Raw genomic sequence first — 24,530 nt, forward strand, 5'->3', positions numbered from 1 at the left:
AGTATACAACATGACAGTTTTGATAGTTTTTTAACAAAAAATCAAAAAAATGTTTTAATTTTATAGGAAAGGGTTTAAACTGTTGGAAGTGTGAATAAATGTCATATAATACAAAAATTATATACTAGCCTATACTTGCTTAATTCTTCGAATAAGAGACTAGTTTGTAATGAAAGAGGAATTTGATTTGAAACATTATTATCGTGGGTTAGATGGTCTAAGAACCTTAGCAATTTTAAGTGTTATCTTATATCATCTTATGCCTGAAGTCTGTAAAGGTGGCTTCCTAGGAGTGCCATTATTCTTTTCTATCTCAGGTTTTTTAATCACAGCACCTTTAGTGAAAGAAAAACAGACTGAAGGGAGGATAAACTTTAAAGAGTTCTATTTAAAGAGGGGTAAAAGAATCTATCCTTCTTTAATAACCGTTATAATAATTGTTGGTTGTGTTGCTATTTTTAAGGAAAAAGATAGTAACTATTTATTAGAAGCTGCTAGCGCCTTATTTGGCGTGAATAATTTGTGGCAAATGACCAATCAAGTTTCTTACTTTGATCAATTTAAAGATGTTAATTTATTAAAACATCTGTGGTCCTTATCTGTAGAACTTCAATTTTATTTGATTTTACCAATTATTATTCAAAAAATAGTGACGAAAAAAGAACCAGTGAGATACTTACGAGAATTTTTTGTGATTACTTCCTTAGTCTCATGGTTGGTATTAATGATTGTCTATTTACTAAAAGGAAATGCAATAGCTTATTATCTATTTAGTGGTCGTTTCTTATCTTTTGGTATGGGTTCTTTAGTAAGCTTGTACTATCATCAACTTGAGAAAAAAATATCTTTGAATCATAGTTTATTGGCTCTGTTATTAGTCTTGATTTCTTTATTTACGATTTCAGACTATAAGAGCATGACATACATAGTTGGAATGATGGGATTTAGTGCACTTGCTTCTTTATTAATTTGGGGAGTTGCGTCACAGGAAAAAATGGATAAGTTGTTTTCTAACAAAATATTTGATTTTATAGGAACACGCAGTTACGACATCTATTTATGGTATTATCCAGTCATTGTTCTTTATCAAAAATACACAAAATGGGATGGCAGTTACTTTCTGATTCATCTAATTATTCAGCTGCTGATACTAGGAGTGTTAAGTGAATTCACCTATAATTTGTCTAGGTATCTAGTTGGAAAAAGAGATAGAAAAAGTATGATTCAGGTGCTTATTTCTTTTGAAATGGTGTGCTTAGTGAGTGTCATGATAGTCAGTGGTTTTGTGATCTCAAATCAGATGAAACCAGTCGTTACAAAATCACCACAAGTAACAGTAACGACAAAAAGTACAACTGAGTCAACAACAAGTGAAAGTGCCACAAAAGTAGTTGTGCCAGAAGAGCCTAAAAAGAGAACGATTAGAGAAGTTAAACATCTACTGTTTTTAGGGGATTCAGTTATGTTAGGAGCAGAATCTAGTATTTATGAAGTGTTTGAAGGCAAACAGATTACTTTTAATGCCGTTGTTGGTAAGCAACCTTATGAGATATTAACTGATTTAAGTGCTGTAGATTTAACAGGAATTGATACAGTGGTTATTGGCTTAGGGAACAATGGTTTGATTAGAAGAGATGAATTTGATCAAGTGCTCAAACAATTAAGTGATAAAAATATTGTCTTTATAACGACTACCGTTGAGATGTCTTGGCAAGTCCCAAGTAATAATTTACTTAAAGAGTACGTTAAAAATAATAAAAATATTCTGTTATGTGATTGGAATACCTACGTTGAACAACATCCAGAAAATCAGTTCTTTGTTGCAGATGGCATTCATCTAACAGTCGAAGGTCAGACCGCGTATAGCCAAGAGATAAAGGATTGCTTAGCTAATTAAGTGTATTAACATGGTGAAGTGACATCAAATAATTGTCTGAATTTAGAAAAAAATAGTTCTGAAGACCTATTTGATCCGATTTTAAATATGGTATATTAAAGAAAATAAAGATAAAAGGGAATGGTTATTGATGTTACCAAGTATGTTACTAATTGGTTTTGGCTTGCTACTAACTGTGTGGGAATTTGTCAGAGTAAAAACAGACTTTAAGAAAGATAAAGTATCAAATAATGTGATTGGATTGATTTTATCAGGCCAAGCATCTGGTGTAGGCCAACTTATTTCAGGTATCTTAACAATAGTTGTTGGGATTATCGTTTTCTTCATGACTAAGTAAATAAAGTAAGCTGTTACGAGTTAGAAAATATAACTCGTAACAGCTTTTTTATTAGTTATTAAATTGAGCAATGATTGAATCGAAATTAAGTTCAGCAGTTGAAGGGACTAAATAGTCAGCTTGTTCTAATACGCCCACACCTACAGAGAACATCTGAGAGTCATTGATACTTGTGATACCGGCTTGAGAATCTTCAATACCAATCATCTGACTAACAGGAATATTTAACTGTTCGGAAGCTGCGATAAAAATATCTGGAAAAGGCTTGCCATTTGCAATTGAGCTAGGATCTACAATTGTGTCAAAGTAAGAAATAATGCCAAGTTTTTCTAAAATCATAGGGGCATTTTTACTAGCAGAAGCAATCGCCATTTTGATGTTATTCTCTTTTAAAGCTTCCAAAAGTGGCAAAATGCCAGGCAAGATATCTTTTTTTGTAATGTTTTGGATTAACTCAATATACAAGTCGTTTTTCCAAACCATCATCTCTGTTTTTTCCTCAGGTGTATAGGCTTTTTGTTGATCACCTAAAGCCAGTATGAGCTCTAAAGATTCTCCACGTGAAATTCCTTTTAGCTTCTCGTTAAATTCTCTATCAAAATCAATTCCAATTTTTTTACCTAATTCTTTCCATGCTAAGTAGTGATACTCAGCAGTGTCAGTCAAAACTCCATCTAAATCAAAGGCTATAGCTTTTAACATTATTGAACACTCTCCTAAAACGTTTTTGTAATAATGTGAATATTACCTTTATTATTTGAAAAAAGCAACTAAAAAAACAAATTAAAACGCTTGCTTAATAAAAAAATGGTGTTATAATCAACGTATAAGCGAAAACCTTTTCGGGAGGCGAGAGAATGAACAAGAAACGCATAGAACAATTAATTTTACGACTTCTAAGCGGCAGTATAGATGTGATTGTTATAATGGTACCGCTATTTTTTGTTAGTTTGTACGTGTTCCATTTTTCTGTGAAAATAAGTGAGCTTTACGCTCAGTTTGGCTTTCTTATTTACAACCTTTTGCTAATCGATTGGTTAAAGGGACAAACCCTTGGAAAAAAAGTAGCTCGACTATATGTTGAGTTTGAGGAAGGTGACAAGAGTCCGTTAATAAAAAAAGGGATTAGAGAGGTAACTAAATTATTATATTTTTTACCAATAGCAGGTCCAGTATTTTGTGTGATTAGTATTGTTATCTACTTGTTTAAAGGCAAGTTTCTACACGACATTGCTGGCAAGAGCGATGTTATTCTAGAAAAAGATCTAATTGAGGAGGGGCATTAGATTGAGTCATTCTATAGACAAGAGTCCTTTAGCTGCAATCGACACAACGACGCTTTTATTAGGATTTGTTATAGTCATTATAGCTGCTTTATTCCTGGCATATCGCTATAAAGATACATACAAGATTTCAAAGATGTTGAAAATGTATGGTGTTTTTGGCATTATTTTTAGTATTATTTTTTTACTATTAAAAGTAAAGATAGTTTTAATCATTGGCATGTTGCTAATGGGGTTAGTTGTTTTAGGATTTAGATCGAATCATTATTTTTATCATTAATTTTTTTAAAAAATATCGAAAACGTTTTAGTAAGGGAGAATGTTATGAAGCCGAGTATTAAAATAAATGAAGAGTCAAAATGGATCATTGAAGAGACTTATTTTAACCAAGAATGGTTAGGTAAGTATGAATCAATCATGTGCCAAGGTAATGGTTACATGGGAATTAGAGGGACAACAGAAGAGCCTTATTTAGGAGAAACGAGAAATACTTTTGTTGCCGGAACTTTTAACAAGTTTGATGAAAATGAAGTAACTGAATTACCAAATATTCCTGATTTAATCCAAATGACGATAAAGGTGAATGACAAAGCTTTGGATTTATCCAAAGGTGAAGTGTCTCAGTATAAGCGTTCACTGAACTTAAAAACAGGAGAAATAATTCGTGAGTTCCATTATCATCTTGAAGATGATAGTGAGCTAGCATTTAGATTTAGTCGATTTGTTTCTATGGATCAAAAACATGTAATTTCCCAAAAAGTTGAAATAACAAGTGTTAAAGGGAATAATCGCATCGGTATTGATTCAGGTATTAATGGACAACTTACAAATAGTGGCTCTCAGCATTTTTCAGAAGGTGCTAAGCATTTATTTGAAGGTAAATACATTCAAATGACATCTGAAACAAGTCAATCAAACATCAGTATGGTTGAAACCACAGTTCATGAGATTTCAAATGCGGCTAACTTATCATCACGTATTGAAATGAGACGTCGCCAAGTCTTTAATAAGTATTGGTTTGAGGTGGCTCAAGGAGAAACTGCCGTCTTTGAAAAATTCTCAAATATTCATACAACTAGAGATAAAGAGCATGAAGGAAAATCAGTTGAAGACATTGAGAAACATGGATTAGAAGAATTAGTTGCTGTTTTAGCTAGTGGCTACGACACTCTTTTAACGAACTCAGCTAAAGCGTGGGACAAAGAGGTTTGGTCAGTTGCACCGATTACAATTACAAGTAAAGATCACGAAGATCAAGTAGCGATTAACTTTGCGAAATACCATTTACACGTTATGACACCTGCTCATGACAACCGAATGAACATTGGAGCTAAAGGTTTATCAGGTGAAGGCTATAAAGGACATACTTTCTGGGATACGGAGATTTTCATGTTGCCATACTTTACTTACACGCATCCTGAGATTGCTAAAAGTTTACTAGAGTTTCGTTATTTAGGATTAGAAGGGGCTCATAAAAAAGCCTCAGGAAACAATTATGAAGGCGCTCAGTTCCCTTGGGAAGCAGCTTGGATTGAAGACGGAGAAACAACACCTGTCTGGGGAGCTGCGGATATTGTAACTGGAAAAGCAACAAAAATCTGGTCAGGGTTCATTGAACAACATATTACAAGTGATGTTGTTTATGGCGTTAACCAATATGTTGAAGCAACAGGGGATAAAGAATTCCTAGAAACAAAAGGTTACGAGATTATTTTAGATACAGCTAAGTTCTGGAGCAGCCGCTTAGAGTGGTCAGAAGAAGATAGTAATTATCAAATTACTGATGTTATTGGACCAGATGAATACAAAGAGCACGTGGATAATAATGCCTTTACTAACTACACAGCTAAGTGGAATATTCAAAAAGCCATTCATATTTACGAAGAGTTGAAAGAGAATAATGTAGAAAAATTCAATGAATTAAATACTAAACTGGATTTGGACCGTGTGTATGCTGATTGGTTAGATCGTGTGGACAAAATCTTTATTCCAGCACCAAATGAGGACGGTATTATCCCACAAGACGATACGTATCTAAGTAAAAAAATCATTGATTTAGTACCTTATAAAGAAGATGAGCAAGTGGGAACTTTATTCCATGAGTACAACTTAGAACAAGTCAATGACATGCAAGTAACCAAACAAGCAGATGTGTTATTACTCATTTACTTATTTGAAAACTTATTCAGTAAAGAAATCAAACTAGATAATTGGAATTACTATGAACCAAAAACAATGCATGACTCATCACTGTCATTATCGACACACAGTGCTTTAGCAGCTGATTTAGGTGAGCTTGATTTATCTTATCAATTGTTTAAAGAAGCTATCCACATTGATATGGGACCTCATATGACTTCTTCTGATGAAGGGATTCATGCAGCTTCTTTAGGTGGTATCTGGCAAATGATCGTCTTTGGTTATGGTGGAGTGAGAGTTCTTGATGGGCAATTGAGAATCGAACCTCATCTACCAGAAAACTGGGATAATCTGGTATTTAGTATTTTCTGGCATGGCACAGAATTAAAAGTAACAGTTACAAAAGAAGCTTTTGAAGTTGAAGTGATTTCTGGTGAGAAAGAAGTTACCTTTGACCATAAAGGTGAACAATATAGCGTTACTGATAAACAAGTTATTAAATTAATTTAATATAGGAGGAACAAACATGAAAAAGAGTTTTAAACGTTTAGGATTAGGAGTTTTAGCTGGGGTATTATTAGTTGGTTTAGCTGCTTGTGGTGGTAGTAAAGACGGTAAAGCTGGTGAAGGCAAAACAGATTTTAAAGGTGATACCTTAAAAATTGGTGTTTGGGGTGGTAACGAAGCTGAAGAGAAATCTTTAGATGAGTTAATTAAAAACTTTGAAACTGAAACTGGAGCAAAAGTCGACAAAAAAGTTTACACAGATTACAATACACAAATGCAAACTGACTTAGTTGGTAAGACAGCACCAGACGTGTTCTATGTAGATGCTTCTATGTACCCATTCTTCCAAAGTCAAGGAGCTCTTGCACCTTTAGATAAAAAAGAATTTGAATCAGATAAATTCTATAGCACATTAATCGATACATTTTCAACAGATGGTGAGATGTATGCAGCTCCAAAAGACTTCTCAACATTAGCTCTTTATTTAAATACAGAAATTTTTGAGAAAACAGGGGTGTCTGTTGATGAAGTACCAGCTTCTTATGAAGAAATGGTGACTTGGTTACCAGGATTCCAAGAAAAAATTGATAAAGCTTACGGTAAAGGTAAAGTATCAGCAATGAGCTACAATCCTGAAATGTCACGTAATTTACATATTGCTCAACGTGATGGTGGAGCAATTGAAGACAAAGACGGACGCTCAACTTTATCAGATAAAAAAGTGGTAGATAACTTCAGTATTCTTAATGATTTAGTTGCTACCAAAGGATTTGTTACACCTCAAGATATTGGTGCTGGTTGGAACGGTGAAGCATTTGGTACAGGAAAACTTGCTATGATGGAAGAAGGAAACTGGGTATACCAAAACTTAAACAATGACTACAAAGATATTAAATACACAGTTAAACCAATGCAAACATACAAAGGTGAAAAAGGATCAATGATGTTCTCTGTTGGTTGGGGTAAATACTCTGGTACAAAACAAAGTGATTTAGCTGACAAATGGATCAAGTATGTAACTGGAAAAGAAGGTATGGAACTTTGGGTAACAGGTACAGGAACATTACCAAGTCGTGAAGATGTAGCTGAATCAGCTAAGATTGCTGACAACAAAGATATGAAAGTTCACTTAGATGCTTGGGAATATGCAACTCCATGGCAAAAAGGTGTTAGCTTAACAACAATTGACAATGCCTTTAAAAACTTTGTACCAAAAGCATTAGATGGTTCGATGTCAATGGAAGAAGCAATGAAAAAAGCAGACGAGCAAGCAAACGCTGATATTGACGCTGGAAAATAATTGGACAAAAGAGGTTGGCCTATCTTGTGCCTAACCTCTTTTGACTTAAAAAGTAGAAAAGGAGTCTTTCTTTATGATAAAAAAAGAACCAAGAAGAAAGCAAACTAAACGAGAAAAAGGAGAAGCGCTTCAAGCCTATCTATTTCTAACACCAGGAATTATTATTGCGGTGGTCTTTTTCATTTTATCTATCTTGTTTGCTTTGTACTTATCTTTTAATAATGTGAACCTTATTTCCGGGCAAAATCAGTTTACAGGTTTGGATAACTATACCAGGATGTTTCATGATAAGCGTGCTTGGATTGCCTTAAAAAATACGGCAACATTTGCTGCTATTGTTGTTCCTCTACAAACTATTTTTGCTCTTATTATTGCTTATGTGCTAAGTAGTGACGGTGTGAAGGGGAAAAAAGCGTTTCGTATGATTTATTTTTTACCCACATTAACATCTAGTTCTGCTTTAACTTTTATTTTCATGTTTATCTTTAATATCAATGGACCGATTAATGGCTTTTTAATGTCATCTGGTATTTTAAGTGAACCTATTAACTTTTTACAAAATCCAGCGTATTCATTGAAAGTTATTATGGCGATGAATATTTGGTCAACAGTCCCTGTTTATATGACGATTTATTTAGCTTCTTTAGTTGATTTACCTAAGTCACTTTATGAATCAGCTTCTATCGATGGGGCTTCTTCAATTGAAAAATTACGCTACATTACGATTCCTTATTTAAGACCAATAACTACCTATGTATTGTTAACCGGAATTATTGGGACTTTCCAAATGTTTGACCAAGCCTACATCTTCTCAGGCGGCTCAGGTGGACCAAGTAACTCTACATTAACAATCGCCTTAATGATTTACCAATATGCTTTTGGTCAGATGAATACGATGGGCTACGCAGCGGCATTAGCCATTGTACTTGCGATTATTATTTTTACAGTATCAAGAATTGCTGAGAGATTAAACGGCGAAAAGGGGGCAGCTTAAGATGAAAAAAAATAAAACGATGAAAATCATTTTATACGTCATTTTACTTATTTATGCAATGGCAACAATCTACCCTTTTCTATGGGCAATTGCAGCGTCATTTAAACCATTAAATGAAATTGTTGGTGGCAATTTAAAATTACTATCAAGCAATTTTACAACAGAGAACTATCAATACATTTTTGGTCGTTCATCACTATTTACTCAGTGGTTCCTAAACTCGGTAATTGTGGCAACCATTGGAACAATTATTAACATCTTTTTAAATACAATGGCAGGTTACGCATTAGCGAGATTACAGTTTCCTGGACGCGAGCGAATTTATTATGGTTTCTTAGCCTTAATGATGGTGCCAGCTCAAGTGTTATTAATTCCTAACTACTTGATTTTAATGAACTTAGGCATGCTAGATACATTTTCAGCTTTAATCGTACCAGCAGCCATTAATATTGGGAATATTTTTATGATGCGTCAATTCTTCTTATCTTTCCCAAAAGACGTAGAAGAAGCGGCTTCAATAGATGGTTTGGGAAGATTCCAAACATTTTTCCGAATTGTTATGCCATTAGCCAAACCATCTATTGCGACTCAAGCAGTATTTGTTTTTATGGGATTCTGGAATGAATTTATGAAACCAATGATGTATATTTCAACACCAAGTAAATACACCTTAACACTAGGTTTGCAAACTTTCCAAGGTCAAAACGGTGGAGTGAGATGGGATCAAACTATGGCAGCCAGTGTGATTACAATTTTACCAATTATTGTTATCTACATTATCTTTAATAAATACTTCCTTCAAGGAGTTAGAATGGACGGAGAAAAATAATGTCAGAAACTGATTTTTTACTAGAAATAACGGATATGTCTTTAGAAAAGAACCAGCAAAATTATGAGACTATTTTTAGTTTATCCAATGGCTATCTAGGCACAAGAGGAAGTAAAGAAGAGGATTTTATCCTAAATAAAAAAGCAGATCAAGGAACATTTGTGAATGGCTTTTATGAAAGTGAACCAATTGTTTATGGAGAAGCAGCATATGGGTATGCTAAAGATAGCCAAACAATTGCCAGAGTGCCAAATGCTAAACAGTTTATGTTTAGCTTCAATGGCACCCCTTTTTCTAAAGGAAAAATCTCAAATGAGCATCATTATTTAGATATGAAAAAAGGCATACTCTGTCGATCATTTACATGGGTATCTCAAAAAGATGAAGTAGTTGAAGTCAAGACAGAGCGTTTTGTGTCCATGACTAATAAACATTTTCTATTCAACCAATATGAAGTGACACCAGTGACTCATTCGGGTTTATTTGAATTTCACGGTGAATTTACGACTAATGACCGAGTTCTTGAAGAAGATGATGACCCAAGAAAAGCAAAATCTATGGCTCATTTATTAACAACTCAAGTTTTACTTGGTGAAGAACAGGAGCCTTATCTAGAGACTAGGACTTCACATTCTGGATTGTGTATGATGTCTTCCTTGACCTTAAGTACAGATCAAGAAAAAATTTTGCCTCGTACACAAAGCACCTCAACTGGCTATCACTATGATTTCGAGGTAGAGGTAGCTAAAGATAACTCCTATGCCGTTAGACAACAAGTCTATTATGGTGAAAGCTATGAAACTGAATTTTTAGATTATTTGAGTGAAAAAGCAGCTCATGAGGCTTATTGGTTAGACTTTTGGGAGATGTCGGATATTCAAATTGAAGGTGATCCGACGTTACAAAAAGGCATTCGTCATAACTTGTTTCATCTAAATCAAGCCGCAGGTAGAGATGGTAAAACGAATATCTCTGCTAAAGGTATTACCAGTGATGGTTACGAAGGTCATTATTTCTGGGACACAGAAATGTATATGATTCCTTTCTTTATCTATACACAGCCAGAAGTAGCCAAAAAATTACTTATGTATCGTTATAGTATTTTAAATAATGCTAAAAAACGAGCTGAAGAGTTGGGTATTTCTTCGGGAGTGTTATTCCCTTGGCGGACGATAAACGGAGAAGAGTGCAGTGCATACTACCCAGCAGGAACAGCACAAGTTCATATCAATGGAGACATTAGTTATGCGATTCAAACTTATGTAGATGTAACTGGAGATACTCAGTTTATGGAAGAGTACGGGGCAGAGATGATGGTTGAAATTGCAAGATTTTGGTTGTCATTTGGAGCATTCAATCAAGACGAGTTTATGATTAACGGTGTTACTGGACCAGACGAGTATACGGCATTAGTTAATAATAATTTCTATACAAATAAACTGGCGAAGTACAATCTGGAGTGTGTGGTCAACTTGATTCAAGAGTCTCCTTATTTACAAGAACGCTTGGCAATCCAACAAGATGAAATTGAAAAATGGGCGTTAGCTGCTAAGTTAATGCGCCTACCATATGATAAAGAACGAGGCTTAACACTACAAGATGATGGTATGGTCTATAGACAAGTGTGGCCTTTTAAAACAACGCCAAAAGAGAAGTATCCTTTACTGTTACATTACCATCCGATGATGATTTACAAGCATCAAGTGAATAAGCAAGCTGATACAGTGTTATCTCAGTACTTATTTGAGGGAGATTTTACTAGAGAACAACTAGCTCGCGACTATGCGTATTATGAGAGTATTACAACTCATGATTCTTCTCTGTCTCGTTCTATATTTGGTATCGTGGGTACCCGAATCAATGAAGTAGAAAAAGCCTATGATTATTTTATGGATACTGTTTCAATGGATTTAGATGACGTTCAAGGAAATACAATAGACGGCATTCATGCCGCTAATTTAGGTGGTATGTGGTTAGGACTTGTCAAAGGATTTGGTGGTGTCACTATTCAAGACAAGGAACTACATATTAGCCCTGTCCTTCCTGATAAATGGCAGTCACTAACATTCTGCATTAAGTATCAATCAAGAGTTATACGTGTTTTTGTTAGTCATAAAGAAGTGAGAGTAACTCTTGTTTCAGGGGAAAAAATAACTCTTGCTATTAACAAGCAATCAGTTATATTAGAAAGTGGACTTGTCATAACATTATAATAGTAGGAGGGATAAAATGAGGGTAACAATTAAAGATGTTGCTGAAGCTGCAGGTGTTTCCCCAGCGACAGTATCACGTGTTTTCAATGGCTATACAGATATTAGTGCTGAAACAAAAGAAAAGATTATAGAAATTGCCAAGGAAATGAATTATTTACCAAATGCCGCTGCCAGATCCCTTTCCTCAAAAAAACAAATAACCCTAGGCTTAGTCCTGAATGACTTAGAAATTAGTCGTAAAAATACTATGGTTATGGAAGTTTTAACTGGTGTTTATAATTACACAGAAGAAGAGAATATTGATTTTGTATTTTTAGCGACATCAACGATTAAACAAAATAAAAAAAGTTTTAGAGAATTTATTAATGAAAAAGGTATCTCTGGAGCAGTGGTTCAGGGATTAAAAATGAATGACCCTTATTTTAAAGAAATTGAATCAGCTAATTTTCCTGTAGCCCTTATCGATATGGTTGCTTTAGGAGAAAATGTCTGCAATATTTCTATAGATAATGAAAAAGCTTCTGAAGAAGCTGTTCAAGCGTTGATTCATCATGGGCATAGTCATATTGGCATGATTAACGGACGAAGAGAAGCATATGTCAGTGTTGAAAGAGAAGCTGGCTATATTCAAGCTTTAAAGAAAAATAACATTGATTTGAATCAAGAGTATGTTCAATATGCTAATTTTAGTGAGAAAATTTCAGTCGAAATAACGAGAGATTTACTGACTAATAATCCAGAAATAACAGCTCTCTTTTGTGCCAGTGACTTGATGGCAATCGGTGCAATGAAGGCTATTAGTGAGCTAGGTTTAACTGTTCCAGAAGACATATCAATTATTGGATTTGATGATATTGTGTTAAATGAATTTTTAACGCCAAAATTGTCAAGTGTCAGTCAAAACATGGAAATTATTGGCTATGAGGCTGCTAGAAGAACTCACCAAATGATTCAAGGCAAAGAAGTTGATAAACAAGTCTACATTCAGCACGATGTTATGATTCGTGAATCTGTTGGAAATAAACCAGAATAGAGATAAAAGAAACTCCTTTTGAATATAGTTGTAAGGATATAGTCCACTACAATTGTTTCTAAAGGAGTTTTTATGTTGTCTAAACGTATTTATTAATCTGAGAATCTTAAATATATACAATCAAACTATGATATCATATTAAAATAAAAGGGTATTTTTTAAAAGGAAATGAAGGGGTTAGGTATGTATCGTCATCTTTCAAAAGAGTTAAACGCATTTGCAGCACCGTTGATTCTCAATAATTTATTTAGTGTTGTGATGTCTACAGCTATGTTTGCTATTATTGGAAATATCTCGCCAAATGCTATTATCGTGACAGGTATTATTGATAGTTTGATGTACACTCTTATTGGCGTGTTAGGAGTTGGGACATTATCGTTTAATATTTATGCTTCTAGAGTAAGAAAAGACAAGCCTCATGAGTTCAAGGATTACTTTAAATCAATCTTACTACTCAACGGAATGATTGGTGTCATCTTTGTCCTCTTGATAATGTTTAGTGCCACTTTTTTTCTTAGGGAAATCTATTTGTTTTCAGGAAACTTACTAATGATTGGGACGTGGTATGCCAAAATAGTCTCTCTAAAAGTATTTTTTAATATGTTGATTTTTGCCATGTCTAATCAAGTAAAAGTTAACAAGAAAACTAATGATATTTTAAAAGTGGGTGTGATTAGTTCAATCTTTCAAGTATTGTTAGCTATTTATTTAGTGTTTTTTGTTTTTTCTGGTGAAGAAAAAATACTAGGGATTGGCATCTCGTCTACGTTAAGTCTACTGATTTCTGTCCTGGCGTATCTATTTATTCTCAGGAAAGATATAAAAGAGTTAAAACTAATCAAAAGTAGTAAAAAGACATTTTTATTGATTAAAAGCGTGCCATTATTTGGTCAAGAATTATTAGAAGGGTCAGTTATGGAATTTGTCCTAACGATTTTTTTAAGTCGCTTGGGCACACTATACGCAGCTTATCTAGTCTGTTTAAATGTTGTCACTCTTTGCTTAACGCCTATGTTTATGTATTGTAATGCTATTGTGGTCATGGTTGGAGAGCGACTAACCAATAGAGAAACAGATGAATTAAACTTAATTCCAAAACTATCATTAGCTTGGATTGTCGGAATTTATAGCGTAGCTAGTGGTTTGTTGTATCTATTTAGACCCTCGATTCTATCAATTTTCTCCAATGACTCGTTAGTAATTGACTTAGCCAGTTCATTATTGTTATTTGTCGTACTTGTCAGCTTAGCGCGACCGTTTTTTGAAGTGTACAAATATTGTTTACAGAGTTTAGGTCATGAAAAACAGGTCCTACGTTTAACTTTCTTGGTCAATGCACTCACGTTACTAACACTAGTTTCTTTGTACTCTTTCAACTTAAGCAACATCTATACTCTCTTATTAGCCGTTGCTTTGAATTATCTAGTTTTAGCGAATTGGTTTAGAGTAATCTATAATGCTGAGCTTAAGAAAATGAGAATGTAGGTAAAACTAACAGTTTATTATAATGGACGTATTGTTATTTATTGATGCTTAAGATTGGTATTTAGAAATATAATACAATATATTACCGTTTTATTGTTTGTTTTCTTCTTGTTATGGTAAAATTAAGTAGAACAAGAAAATAGAAGACAGGAGCTGATTTGATGAAAACAAGTACAAAAATTGGTTTAGGACTTAGTATTGCAACAGTAGCAGGTGTATACGTAGCAGTGTCTCTATCAGAAAAAGTAATAAAAAAAGTGGAACACGGTCGCACACGTTGTAAAGCCAAACAAATGGTGAATGAAAAATTCAATGGCAACGAAAAATTATTAGATGTTGTTGATAATTTGTCTGACAGTGAGCTCGACTCAATCGGTCAAGTCGTTAAAGAAATCAAGGACGGCCGAGAAAAAGTGAGTACACTAGGTGAAAAGATAAAAAGTAATACTGAAAAATTTTTAGAAGAGTTATAAACAATAGATATGACTAAAGGGACTGTTGACTTAAGTTTATGCTTAAGTCACAGTCCCTTTTTTAGATTAACCTCATTATTCTAGCATTCAAAGAAGGAATATCCTCTTGTTGGATATTAGCTAGTATCTGTTGAAATTCTTCTTGTCTGTCCAGTAATTTTGGCGTTATGTCATATAACGCTTGAATAGAATTTACTCGGACAATTTTACTTTCATTGGTGGTTAATGCCCAGTTTTTTAAAGTCTCAAATAATTGAGTTAGCTCTGTTTGATTGAGAGGTAATCTTGGAAGTAGTTGAGCTAAATGCCATTTGAATTCAATTGCTTGCTCACTTTTACTTAGTTCTAAGAACGTGCTTTTGTGAGGAATTAAAAATTCTGAATAGTTGACCGTAATTTTTTCAATGGCATCAATCGAGCGCATTTGTAGCAGTCGATCTGAACTGGATAAAAAAACAACCAATGTATCAAATGCCTGTTGATTATCAATAGTTTTAACAATTTCTGACACCTTTGATATAGACCTTAAGTCGCCACCTAGTAGATTTTCTTTTAACATGGATAGAGCCTCCTTAATAGTAAAAAACGCACCTTTTTTGATAAGTTTATTTTACCATAGTTTAGGAAGTTTCTATGGTAAAGGTCTCGATTTGCTAAGACCTCAAGGATTTAAATTACCATCATATTAAGGTATAATTGAAGCCAATGAGGAAAGGGAGTGCATGAGTCAATGAAATTAGGAATTTTAGGAGCCGGCATGATTGTAGGAGATTTTTTAACTATGGTCAAAGACATACCAGAAATTGAATTAAAAGCAATACTTGGCACAAAACGTAGCGAAGAAAAATTACTGAAAATTCAAGCAGAGAATCAAATTGACAAAGCGTTTACTGATTATGATGAGTTACTAGAAAAAGCAGATGTGGATACTATTTATGTGGCTTTACCAAATCATCTTCATTTTGATTATGCCAAGAAAGCATTAGAACATGGAAAACATGTGATTTGTGAGAAACCATTCACGTTAAACTTAGCTCAGTTTATGGAGCTAAAAGAATTAGCACTAGCTAACAATTTAGTTTTAGTTGAAGCTATTACAAATCAATATTTAGGTAATTATCAAACAATCAAGAAGTTATTGCCTGAATTAGGAGAGTTGAAAATTATTGAGTGTAATTACTCTCAGTATTCTTCTCGATACAATGCCTTTAAAGAAGGAACCATTTTACCTGCTTTTAACCCAAAAATGGGTGGAGGAGCTTTGATGGATATCAACATATACAACATTCATTTTGTAGTAGGTCTTTTAGGAAAACCAAAAGATGTCTATTATTTACCTAATATCGAAAAGGATATTGATACGTCAGGTATTTTAGTACTGGATTATCCAACAGTAAAAGCTGTTTGTATAGGAGCTAAAGACTCAACGTCAGAAATTAGAAGCACGATTCAAGGAAATAAAGGTTCTATTTTAATTGATGGCTCATCAAGTACTATTGCTGAGGTTAACAAACAACTCAATGGTGAAGAAGATGTTATTTATCAAGATAATGCTCATACAAATCGTATGCATGAAGAGTTTAGAGCCTTTTATAACATGGTTGCAAGTCATGATATGACACTTGTAAAAGAGCAACTTGAGCATAGTCAATTGGTAATGGAAATTGTAGATCAAGCCTTAACAAGTAGTGGGATTGTGTTAGGGTAATTAAAAAGCGTATTATCTGAATAATGTTCAGATAATACGCTTTCTTTTTGTTTTGTTATGATATAATTCAATTAATGTTTCTTTTGTTTCGCATTTAAAAATAAAAAAAATAACGCCGAAACAGCGTCACAAAAGTTGGAAACGGACTAAGCCTTATTTTAACTTGCTATGTTGTTTTGAATGCTACCAACAAGTTCATTATAACAGAGGCAATTAATAATTCAAGAGTTTAATAAAAATGGAGATGATGAGTATGGAAAAAAATTATACAATCGGATTAGATATAGGAACAGCGAGTGTTGGCTGGTCAGTCATATATGATGATACTAACGACCTTGTTAAGAAAAAAATGAAGATATTAGGAGATAGTCCCAAAAGTCATGTTAAAAAGAATTTTTGGGGAGTTCGCTTATTTGAAGAAGGACAAACTGCCGAATCAACACGCTTAAAAAGAACTACTCGTCGTCGCTATACAAGAAGAAGAAATCGTATAGTGAACTTACAAACTCTGTTTAACGAAGAAATCGAAAAAAACGATCCGAATTTTTTCCATCGTCTCAACGAAAGCTTTTTAGTGGAAGATGATAAAAAATGGGAAAAGCATCCTATTTTTGGGACTATAGAAGAAGAGGCAAACTATCATGATGAATTTCCGACTATCTATCACTTAAGAAAAAAATTAGTTGATTCAGAAGAAGAAGCTGATATTCGTTTAATTTATTTGGCACTCGCTCACATGATTAAATATAGAGGTCATTTTTTAATTGAAGGCAAATTAAGTACAGAACACTCTTCCATCAAAAAAAACTTTAAAGAGTTTCTGAGTGAATACAATGAAATGTTTTCAAGACAAACAGATGGCTCATTAATTAATCCTTTAAATGAAAATACAGATATTGGAAATAGTTTTACAGATCCAGGGTCTAGAAGTAAAAAGGCGGATAGAGTTTTGACTTTATTTCCAACTGAAAAATCTAATGGAACATATGCTCAATTTTTGAAAATGATTGTAGGTAACCAAGGGAATTTCAAAAAAACGTTTGGACTTGAAGAAGATGTTAAATTACAATTTTCAAGTGAAAATTACGAAGAAGACATCGAGTCTCTCCTAGCTCAAGTAGGTGATGACTATAGTGATGTTTTTGTTTCAGCAAGAAAAGTTTATGAAGCAATCGAGCTTTCCGGTATTTTGCGAACAAAAGATGACACAACAAAGGCAAAATTATCATCAAGCATGGTTGAAAGATATGAAGAGCACAAAGATGATTTAAAAAAAATGAAAGTATTTTTTAGAGAAAATTTACCAGAAAAATATCCAATCATGTTTAAGGATATAACTAAAGACGGTTACGCCGGCTATATTGAGAAAAGTAGCAAAGTCTCTCAAGAAAATTTTTATAAATTTACTAAAAAATTAATTAGTGAAATACCAGGTAGTGACTATTTTATTGAAAAGATGGATCAAGAGACTTTTTTAAGAAAACAAAGAACATTTGATAACGGCGTGATTCCTCATCAAATACATTTAGAAGAATTAGTTCATGTTATTGAAAAACAACAAGCGTACTATCCATTTTTAAAAGTAAAGAAAGAAGAAATTAAAACAATTCTGACTTTCAGAATCCCATACTATGTGGGACCTTTAGCTAATGGTCATAGTTCATTTGCTTGGTTGGTTAGAAAGAGTGATGATGCTATAACACCTGAAAATATGGCTGAAGTTGTTGATATAGAACAATCAGCAAAAGGTTTTATTGAACGTATGACTAATCGAGATAGCTATTTACCTGAAGAAAAAGTATTACCTAAAAATAGCTTGTTGTATCAAAAATATATCATCTTCAATGAGTTAACTAAAGTTAGTTACATAGATGATAGAGGTGTTAACTGTAATTTTTCTGGGAAAGAAAAAATAGCAATTTTTGATACCTTTTTTAAATCAAGTCCCAAAAAAGTAAAAGAAAAAGATATTGAAAATTATTTAAAAGATGAATATTTACAAGAAGCACCAACGATAAAAGGTTTAGAAGAAGGGTTTAATGGTCATTTCAAAACCTACCATGATTTATTAAAAATAGGTATACCAAAAGAAATGTTAGATGATCCAACTAATGAAGATATGTTTGAGGATATCATTAATATACTGACAATCTTTGAAGACAGGAAAATGATTCGGAGTCAGTTAGATAAGTATAAGGATAAGTTTGATTCTAACACATTAAAAAAATTAGAACGACGTCATTATACAGGTTGGGGAAGGTTATCTCAAAAATTATTATTCGGTATGAAAGATAAAGAATCTGGAAAAACAATTTTAGATTTCTTAGTAGAAGATGATCAAGTTCCTAGAAATCTCAATCGTAATTTTATGCAGTTAATTAATGACTCTAATCTATCATTTAAAGACAAAATAAAAGAAGCGCAAACAAGTGAGCATATAGATTCTTTAGAAGAGACAGTCAAAGGTCTAACAGGAAGCCCAGCGATTAAAAAGGGGATTTTACAAAGTTTAAAAATTGTCGATGAATTAGTTAGTATTATGTCTTATCCACCAACCTCAATCGTTGTAGAGATGGCAAGAGAGAATCAAACAACTTCTCAAGGAAAAAGAAATGCTACACCAAGATTAAAGATATTGGAAAAAAGCCTAGGTGATATTGGAAGCGACTTATTAAAGCGTTGCCCTACAGATAATCAAGCGTTAAGAGATGATCGTTTGTATCTATATTACTTACAAAAAGGGAAAGATATGTATACGGGACAAGATTTAGATATCCATCGATTAAGTCATTATGACATTGATCATATTATTCCGAGAAGCTTTACAACAGATAATTCGATTGATAACCGTGTACTAGTTAGCTCAAAAGATAATAGAGGGAAATCAGATGATGTTCCAAGTGAAGAGATAGTTGGAAAGAATAAAGAGTTTTGGAAGACTTTAAAAAATGCAAGTCTAATGAGTGAAAGAAAATATAATAATTTAACCAAAGCTGAAAGAGGAGGGCTAACGGATGCTGACAAAGCTAACTTCTTAAATAGGCAATTGGTTGAAACTAGACAAATTACTAAACATGTGGCTCAAATTCTAGATCAGAGATTTAATCATCAAACAGATACTGAAGGAAAATTAATCAGAGACGTAAAAGTAATAACACTTAAGTCGTCTCTTGTTAGTCAATTTAGAAAGAGTTTTGATATGTATAAGGTACGTGATATTAACGACTTCCATCATGCTCACGATGCGTATCTTAATGCAGTTGTTGCTAATGTGTTGTTAAAAATTTATCCTAAATTAACACCAGATTTTGTTTACGGAGAATATGTTAAAGGAAATTATTATGCTGAAAAGAAAGCAACTGCCAAAAAACAACAATATATCAATATTATGGAAAAATTAGCTAAAGAGGAAAGAATCATTGACGAAGAAACAGCTGAAATACTGTGGGATCAAAAAGAGATAGGCAAAATCAAAAAAGTACTAAATTACCACCAAGTTAATGTGGTAAAGAAAGTGGAAGTTCAAACAGGGAGATTTTCAGATGAAACATTGTATCCAAAGAGCAATTCTCCGAGCTACATCTCTAGAGGAAAGAATCTTAGCCCAGTTAACTATGGAGGATTTAAGAAGCCTGAAATAGCCTATTCTGTAATATTTGAATTTAGTAAAGGAGCCAAAAATGTGACAACTAAAGAAATTATTGGAATATCAATTATGAATCGAGAGATATTTGAACAAAATAGATCCGAGTTTCTAGAAAATCTTGGATATAAAGAACCAAATATTTTGCATGTTTTACCTAAGTACTCTTTATTTGAGCTAGAAAATGGTCGTAGAAGGTTGCTGGCAAGTCATAAAGAAAGCCAAAAAGGTAATCAAATGGCTGTTCCTTCGTACTTGAATAATATGATATATCATTCTATAAATATAAGTCAGTCAGCGAGTATTGCTTATCTTAAAGAGCATCAAAATCAGTTTGATGAGTTACTAACAGTCGTAGTTGATTTTGCAAAAAAATTTACTTTGGCAGATACTAATCTCAAAAAAATAATAGATCTTTATGAGAACAGAGAAAGTAATGAACTTGAAAAAATTGCAGAATCATTTGTGAATTTGATGAAATTTAATAAAATGGGTGCTCCATCAAGCTTTGATTTTTTTGATGTTAATATTCCCCGTAAACAATACAGATCAACAACAGAGCTACTTCAAGCCAAAGTAATTTATCAGTCAATTACTGGGTTATATGAAACCCATAAGAAAGTGTGAATGTAAATGGGCTGGAGAACACTTGTCGTTAATAAGCATTCTAAAATTTCATACAAGAATAATCACTTGATTTTCAAATCTGTGGAGTATTACGAGATGATTCATCTGTCAGAACTAGATGTACTCATTTTGGAAACGACAGACATCACAATGACAACGATGTTAATCAAACGATTGATAGATGAGAACGTACTGATTATTTTTTGTGACAATAAACGATTACCGATTGGAAAAGTATTACCTTTCTATGCCAGACACGATAGCAGCTTACAGTTATCAAAACAAATAGCTTGGGATATAGATTTGAAAGCCAAAGTGTGGACAGAAATTATTTCACAAAAAATTGAGAATCAAAGTCAGTTTCTATTAATTTGTGATTTTGAGGAGAAGTCAGAAGCCATTAATAAGCTTTTAGATGGGCTTCAATTATTTGATCCAACAAATAGAGAAGGTCATGCAGCTAGAATTTATTTCAACACATTGTTTGGTAATGATTTTAATAGAGAAGCAGAAAATGATATTAATGCAGGATTAAATTACGGCTATGCCTTACTGTTAAGCATATTTGCTAGAGAATTGGTTTTAACAGGTTGTATGACTCAATTTGGTTTGAAACATGCTAATCAATTCAATGACTTTAATTTTGCAAGTGATGTTATGGAGCCATTTCGACCGATTGTTGATACCATTATTTATGAAAATCGAGAAGAGAGTTTTAGAGTTATGAAGAAAAGATTATTTGATATATTTTCTGATACTTACTTGTATAATGGCAAACAAATGTTTTTAACTAATATTGCTAGTGACTATACTAAAAAAATTATTAAAACCTTAAATGATGAAATGGAAGGAGTTCCTAAATTTAGGATATGAGTTATCGATATATGAGAATGTTAGTGATGTTTGACCTACCCACTGAAACCGCAGATGAGAGAAAAGCGTATCGAAAGTTTAGAAAGTTTCTACTGAGCGAAGGATTTATTATGCATCAATATTCGGTATATAGCAAAATCTTACTAAATAATACGGCAAGTAGTGGTATGCTCAATCGATTAAAAAAGCATAATCCTCAAAAAGGATTAGTAACGGTTTTGAATATTACTGAAAAACAGTTTTCTAAGATGGTCTATTTACATGGTGAGAAAGATCTTGCGATTGGAAATACAGATACAAGAGTTGTGTTTTTAGGAGATGATTATGATGAAGATTAATTTTTCACTATTAGATGATCCAATAGAAATAAATCAAGGAACCTTCGTAGTTTTAGAATCAACTAGAGCTTATGCTGATGTTGTCAAACAAGTCTATCAATACACAGAGGAAAGCCAACTAAGAATATATAGTTCATCTCATAAAGCTATTAAAGAATCAGAAATTTTATTGATTACAGATGCTATGGGATTTGATGTGAATATTGCTAGTGTTCTAAAGTTAATTTATGCTGATCTAGAAGTACAACTTAATGAAAAGCCAGAAATAAAAACAAAGATCAATCAGTTAACATCAGAAATCAATGATATAATGAATCATGAATTACTTGAGCACGAAATTGATTTAGAAGAGGATGAAGAAATTACTTTTTTAGAGCTTTTTAAGGTGTTAGGAATCAAAATTGAAACCAAAAGTGATACGATTTTTGAGAGAATTATTGAAATTCTTCAGATTTATAAGTATTTGTCTCGAAAGAAACTTTTAATATTGGTTAATGTGACAGCTTATTTGACGGATACAGAGTTAAAGGAAATAGTTGATTACATCTCTTTATTACAAGTTGATGTATTATTTCTTGAACCTAGAAGTAGGCGCGCTATTAAACAATATGTAATTGATGAAGATTTTTATCTTGAATATAAATAAAAAATGTTCTTTGACAATTAAATAGTTTTAAAAAAGAAGCATTCAAAACAGGATTCTTGCTATGGATGAGTAGCGCGATTACGAAATTAAGGGCATTTTTATTTGCTACGAGGTTTTAGAGCTATGTTGTTTTGAATGCTTCCAAAACTTAACTATACTTACCTTCACAACATCATCTGTTTTAGAGCTATGTTGTTTTGAATGCTTCCAAAACTCCTAAGCAAGAGCTAACTAAATTAGATAAGTTTTAGAGCTATGTTGTTTTGAATGCTTCCAAAACTACGTTGATGAGGCTTGCAAGGTATGCGGTGTTTTAGAGCTATGTTGTTTTGAATGCTTCCAAAACGAAGATTCTAAATTAACAAACAATGGTTTCGTTTTAGAGCTATGTTGTTTTGAATGCTTCCAAAACCATTGTTTAAGCACTTCCAAACGCTAGTATAGTTTTAGAGCTATGTTGTTTTGAATGCTTCCAAAACATTGTAGCTATTAAAGATAGTCCTAAAGGTGTTTTAGAGCTATGTTGTTTTGAATGCTTCCAAAACTTATTTCTTCAAATAGATAACTAAAGCTGTGTTTTAGAGCTATGTTGTTTTGAATGCTTCCAAAACAAAAGGTTTTAGATGCCTTCGACAACGCTTGTTTTAGAGCTATGTTGTTTTGAATGCTTCCAAAACTCTTTAATTATGCATATTTTAGCATAAATAGTTTTAGAGCTATGTTGTTTTGAATGCTTCCAAAACTTAGGTTCTGACAGGTCTATAGCTTTATTCGTTTTAGAGCTATGTTGTTTTGAATGCTTCCAAAACTCTGGAACAAGTGGAAGTTTTGTGTTAAGAGTTTTAGAGCTATGTTGTTTTGAATGCTTCCAAAACAAATAAAAATATAAGGAGAAAAAACATGAAGTTTTAGAGCTATGTTGTTTTGAATGCTTCCAAAACTGAAGCCTTCGGCACTCAACCCCTTTCTCTTGTTTTAGAGCTATGTTGTTTTGAATGCTTCCAAAACATAATTACCAAAGCGATTAATGCAAAGCAAGTTTTAGAGCTATGTTGTTTTGAATGCTTCCAAAACGAGACCTAGTCCATTTCCTCCGCATTCACCGTTTTAGAGCTATGTTGTTTTGAATGCTTCCAAAACAATCTCTTAGCTTATATATTCAACAGTCTAGTTTTAGAGCTATGTTGTTTTGAATGCTTCCAAAACTCTATTCGTCTACCATAAGTAGCATCACCTGTTTTAGAGCTATGTTGTTTTGAATGCTTCCAAAACAAGTAGCAGCACTAGCAGCCATTCCAGTAAGTTTTAGAGCTATGTTGTTTTGAATGCTTCCAAAACATACTAACCGTAACACTAATCAATGCAGAAGTTTTAGAGCTATGTTGTTTTGAATGCTTCCAAAACTTTAACAATTAGTATTGATGGTTTTATTATGTTTTAGAGCTATGTTGTTTTGAATGCTTCCAAAACACAAATGGCAGGACAGATTACTAGCACTGTGTTTTAGAGCTATGTTGTTTTGAATGCTTCCAAAACTGACTTAAAAGGTGAGCCTGGTAAAAATGGGTTTTAGAGCTATGTTGTTTTGAATGCTTCCAAAACTTCGCCATCGCCGAACCCCTCAATCCTGATGTTTTAGAGCTATGTTGTTTTGAATGCTTCCAAAACAATGTGGGGTGATGGTTTCTTAGCATGGTGGTTTTAGAGCTATGTTGTTTTGAATGCTTCCAAAACTTGTTGACAGAAGGTTATGCAGTACTTAGTGTTTTAGAGCTATGTTGTTTTGAATGCTTCCAAAACTCAAACGCGCGCCGATAACGTTCTAATCATGTTTTAGAGCTATGTTGTTTTGAATGCTTCCAAAACTAAATTACGATTTGCAACTGCTTCATACAAGTTTTAGAGCTATGTTGTTTTGAATGCTTCCAAAACTGTTAGATGAATTAGATTAATTAAAGGAGTGTTTTAGAGCTATGTTGTTTTGAATGCTTCCAAAACCGATGAAATCAATATAAAGAAACATGACAGGTTTTAGAGCTATGTTGTTTTGAATGCTTCCAAAACAAAAACAAATATTTTTTAAAAGGTTATGTTGTTTTAGAGCTATGTTGTTTTGAATGCTTCCAAAACCAAGGTTTTTTATTCAAAGTGTTAAATGCTGTTTTAGAGCTATGTTGTTTTGAATGCTTCCAAAACAGAATTTAA

19 protein-coding genes and 1 CRISPR repeat array are annotated in these 24,530 nt (G+C 33.1%); of the genes, 17 read left to right on the forward strand and 2 right to left on the reverse strand.

From position 1 onward, the window contains the following. Positions 1 to 169: 169 nt before the first annotated feature. Together DOK76_RS00505 and DOK76_RS00510 are read left to right on the forward strand one after the other, a co-directional pair. Positions 170 to 1,897, forward strand: coding sequence for an acyltransferase family protein (locus DOK76_RS00505; RefSeq protein ID WP_206964139.1), 1,728 nt, complete (start codon positions 170 to 172; stop codon positions 1,895 to 1,897). Between the two features lie 130 nt (positions 1,898 to 2,027). Next, positions 2,028 to 2,234, forward strand: coding sequence for a hypothetical protein (locus DOK76_RS00510; protein WP_242542142.1), 207 nt, complete (start codon positions 2,028 to 2,030; stop codon positions 2,232 to 2,234). A 51-nt stretch (positions 2,235 to 2,285) separates the two neighbouring features. Here the strand turns inward: DOK76_RS00510 and pgmB are convergent, their stop codons facing one another. Continuing rightward, positions 2,286 to 2,936, reverse strand: coding sequence for a beta-phosphoglucomutase (gene pgmB, locus DOK76_RS00515; protein WP_206964140.1), 651 nt, complete (start codon positions 2,934 to 2,936; stop codon positions 2,286 to 2,288). A gap of 155 nt (positions 2,937 to 3,091) precedes the next feature. Here pgmB and DOK76_RS00520 point away from each other — a divergent pair, with 155 nt between their 5' ends. The 10 genes from DOK76_RS00520 to DOK76_RS00565 all read left to right on the forward strand — a co-directional run bounded on the left by DOK76_RS00520 (position 3,092) and on the right by DOK76_RS00565 (position 14,490). Further along, positions 3,092 to 3,520, forward strand: coding sequence for an RDD family protein (locus tag DOK76_RS00520; RefSeq protein WP_206964141.1), 429 nt, complete (start codon positions 3,092 to 3,094; stop codon positions 3,518 to 3,520). Between the two features lies 1 nt (position 3,521). Continuing rightward, positions 3,522 to 3,797: a hypothetical protein gene (locus tag DOK76_RS00525; RefSeq protein WP_206964142.1), complete on the forward strand. Its 276-nt coding sequence runs from the start codon at positions 3,522 to 3,524 to the stop codon at positions 3,795 to 3,797. 44 nt (positions 3,798 to 3,841) lie between these two features. After that, entirely contained in the window at positions 3,842 to 6,166 is a 2,325-nt protein-coding gene (locus DOK76_RS00530) for a glycoside hydrolase family 65 protein (RefSeq protein WP_206964143.1), read from the forward strand. 16 nt (positions 6,167 to 6,182) lie between these two features. Continuing rightward, positions 6,183 to 7,463: a sugar ABC transporter substrate-binding protein gene (locus DOK76_RS00535; protein ID WP_206964144.1), complete on the forward strand. Its 1,281-nt coding sequence runs from the start codon at positions 6,183 to 6,185 to the stop codon at positions 7,461 to 7,463. 73 nt (positions 7,464 to 7,536) lie between these two features. Beyond that, a complete protein-coding gene (locus DOK76_RS00540; RefSeq protein WP_206964145.1) occupies positions 7,537 to 8,457 on the forward strand; it encodes a carbohydrate ABC transporter permease in 921 nt (306 codons plus the stop codon). Between the two features lies 1 nt (position 8,458). Next, positions 8,459 to 9,286 carry a carbohydrate ABC transporter permease gene (locus DOK76_RS00545; protein ID WP_206964147.1) on the forward strand — a complete coding sequence of 276 codons (828 nt, stop codon included), beginning with the start codon at positions 8,459 to 8,461 and terminating at the stop codon, positions 9,284 to 9,286. After that, positions 9,286 to 11,499 (forward strand): glycoside hydrolase family 65 protein, encoded by a 2,214-nt coding sequence (locus tag DOK76_RS00550; RefSeq protein ID WP_206964150.1) that lies wholly within the window; start codon positions 9,286 to 9,288, stop codon positions 11,497 to 11,499. Before DOK76_RS00545 ends, DOK76_RS00550 begins: the two co-directional genes overlap by 1 nt. Before the next feature lie 16 nt (positions 11,500 to 11,515). Then, positions 11,516 to 12,532, forward strand: a complete 1,017-nt coding sequence (locus DOK76_RS00555; RefSeq protein WP_206964152.1) for a LacI family DNA-binding transcriptional regulator — start codon at positions 11,516 to 11,518, stop codon at positions 12,530 to 12,532. A 183-nt stretch (positions 12,533 to 12,715) separates the two neighbouring features. Further along, a complete protein-coding gene (locus tag DOK76_RS00560; protein WP_206964153.1) occupies positions 12,716 to 14,017 on the forward strand; it encodes an MATE family efflux transporter in 1,302 nt (433 codons plus the stop codon). 161 nt (positions 14,018 to 14,178) lie between these two features. Beyond that, positions 14,179 to 14,490, forward strand: coding sequence for a hypothetical protein (locus DOK76_RS00565; RefSeq protein WP_206964154.1), 312 nt, complete (start codon positions 14,179 to 14,181; stop codon positions 14,488 to 14,490). 61 nt (positions 14,491 to 14,551) lie between these two features. Here DOK76_RS00565 and DOK76_RS00570 read toward each other — a convergent pair whose 3' ends face one another. Next, positions 14,552 to 15,049, reverse strand: coding sequence for a HEAT-like fold family protein (locus DOK76_RS00570; protein ID WP_206964155.1), 498 nt, complete (start codon positions 15,047 to 15,049; stop codon positions 14,552 to 14,554). Positions 15,050 to 15,220: 171 nt separating this feature from the next. On the opposite strand from DOK76_RS00570, the gene DOK76_RS00575 reads away from it, so the two are divergent. From DOK76_RS00575 to csn2, 5 genes are all read left to right on the forward strand, one after another. After that, positions 15,221 to 16,198, forward strand: a complete 978-nt coding sequence (locus DOK76_RS00575) for a Gfo/Idh/MocA family protein (RefSeq protein ID WP_206964156.1) — start codon at positions 15,221 to 15,223, stop codon at positions 16,196 to 16,198. 253 nt (positions 16,199 to 16,451) lie between these two features. Further along, entirely contained in the window at positions 16,452 to 20,468 is a 4,017-nt protein-coding gene (cas9, locus tag DOK76_RS00580; RefSeq protein WP_206964157.1) for a type II CRISPR RNA-guided endonuclease Cas9, read from the forward strand. A 6-nt stretch (positions 20,469 to 20,474) separates the two neighbouring features. Beyond that, a complete protein-coding gene (gene cas1 / locus DOK76_RS00585; protein WP_206964158.1) occupies positions 20,475 to 21,341 on the forward strand; it encodes a type II CRISPR-associated endonuclease Cas1 in 867 nt (288 codons plus the stop codon). Further along, positions 21,338 to 21,679 carry a CRISPR-associated endonuclease Cas2 gene (gene cas2, locus DOK76_RS00590; protein ID WP_206964160.1) on the forward strand — a complete coding sequence of 114 codons (342 nt, stop codon included), beginning with the start codon at positions 21,338 to 21,340 and terminating at the stop codon, positions 21,677 to 21,679. Before cas1 ends, cas2 begins: the two co-directional genes overlap by 4 nt. Next, complete coding sequence (gene csn2 / locus DOK76_RS00595) at positions 21,669 to 22,325, forward strand: type II-A CRISPR-associated protein Csn2 (RefSeq protein WP_206964174.1); 657 nt, start codon at positions 21,669 to 21,671, stop codon at positions 22,323 to 22,325. The genes cas2 and csn2 overlap by 11 nt, the downstream gene beginning before the upstream one ends. 112 nt (positions 22,326 to 22,437) lie before the next feature. After that, positions 22,438 to 24,521: direct repeats of the CRISPR family, unit length 36 nt; unit sequence GTTTTAGAGCTATGTTGTTTTGAATGCTTCCAAAAC. Positions 24,522 to 24,530: the final 9 nt, after the last annotated feature.

Source organism: Candidatus Vagococcus giribetii, from assembly GCF_017316185.1.
Taxonomy (GTDB): domain Bacteria; phylum Bacillota; class Bacilli; order Lactobacillales; family Vagococcaceae; genus Vagococcus; species Vagococcus giribetii.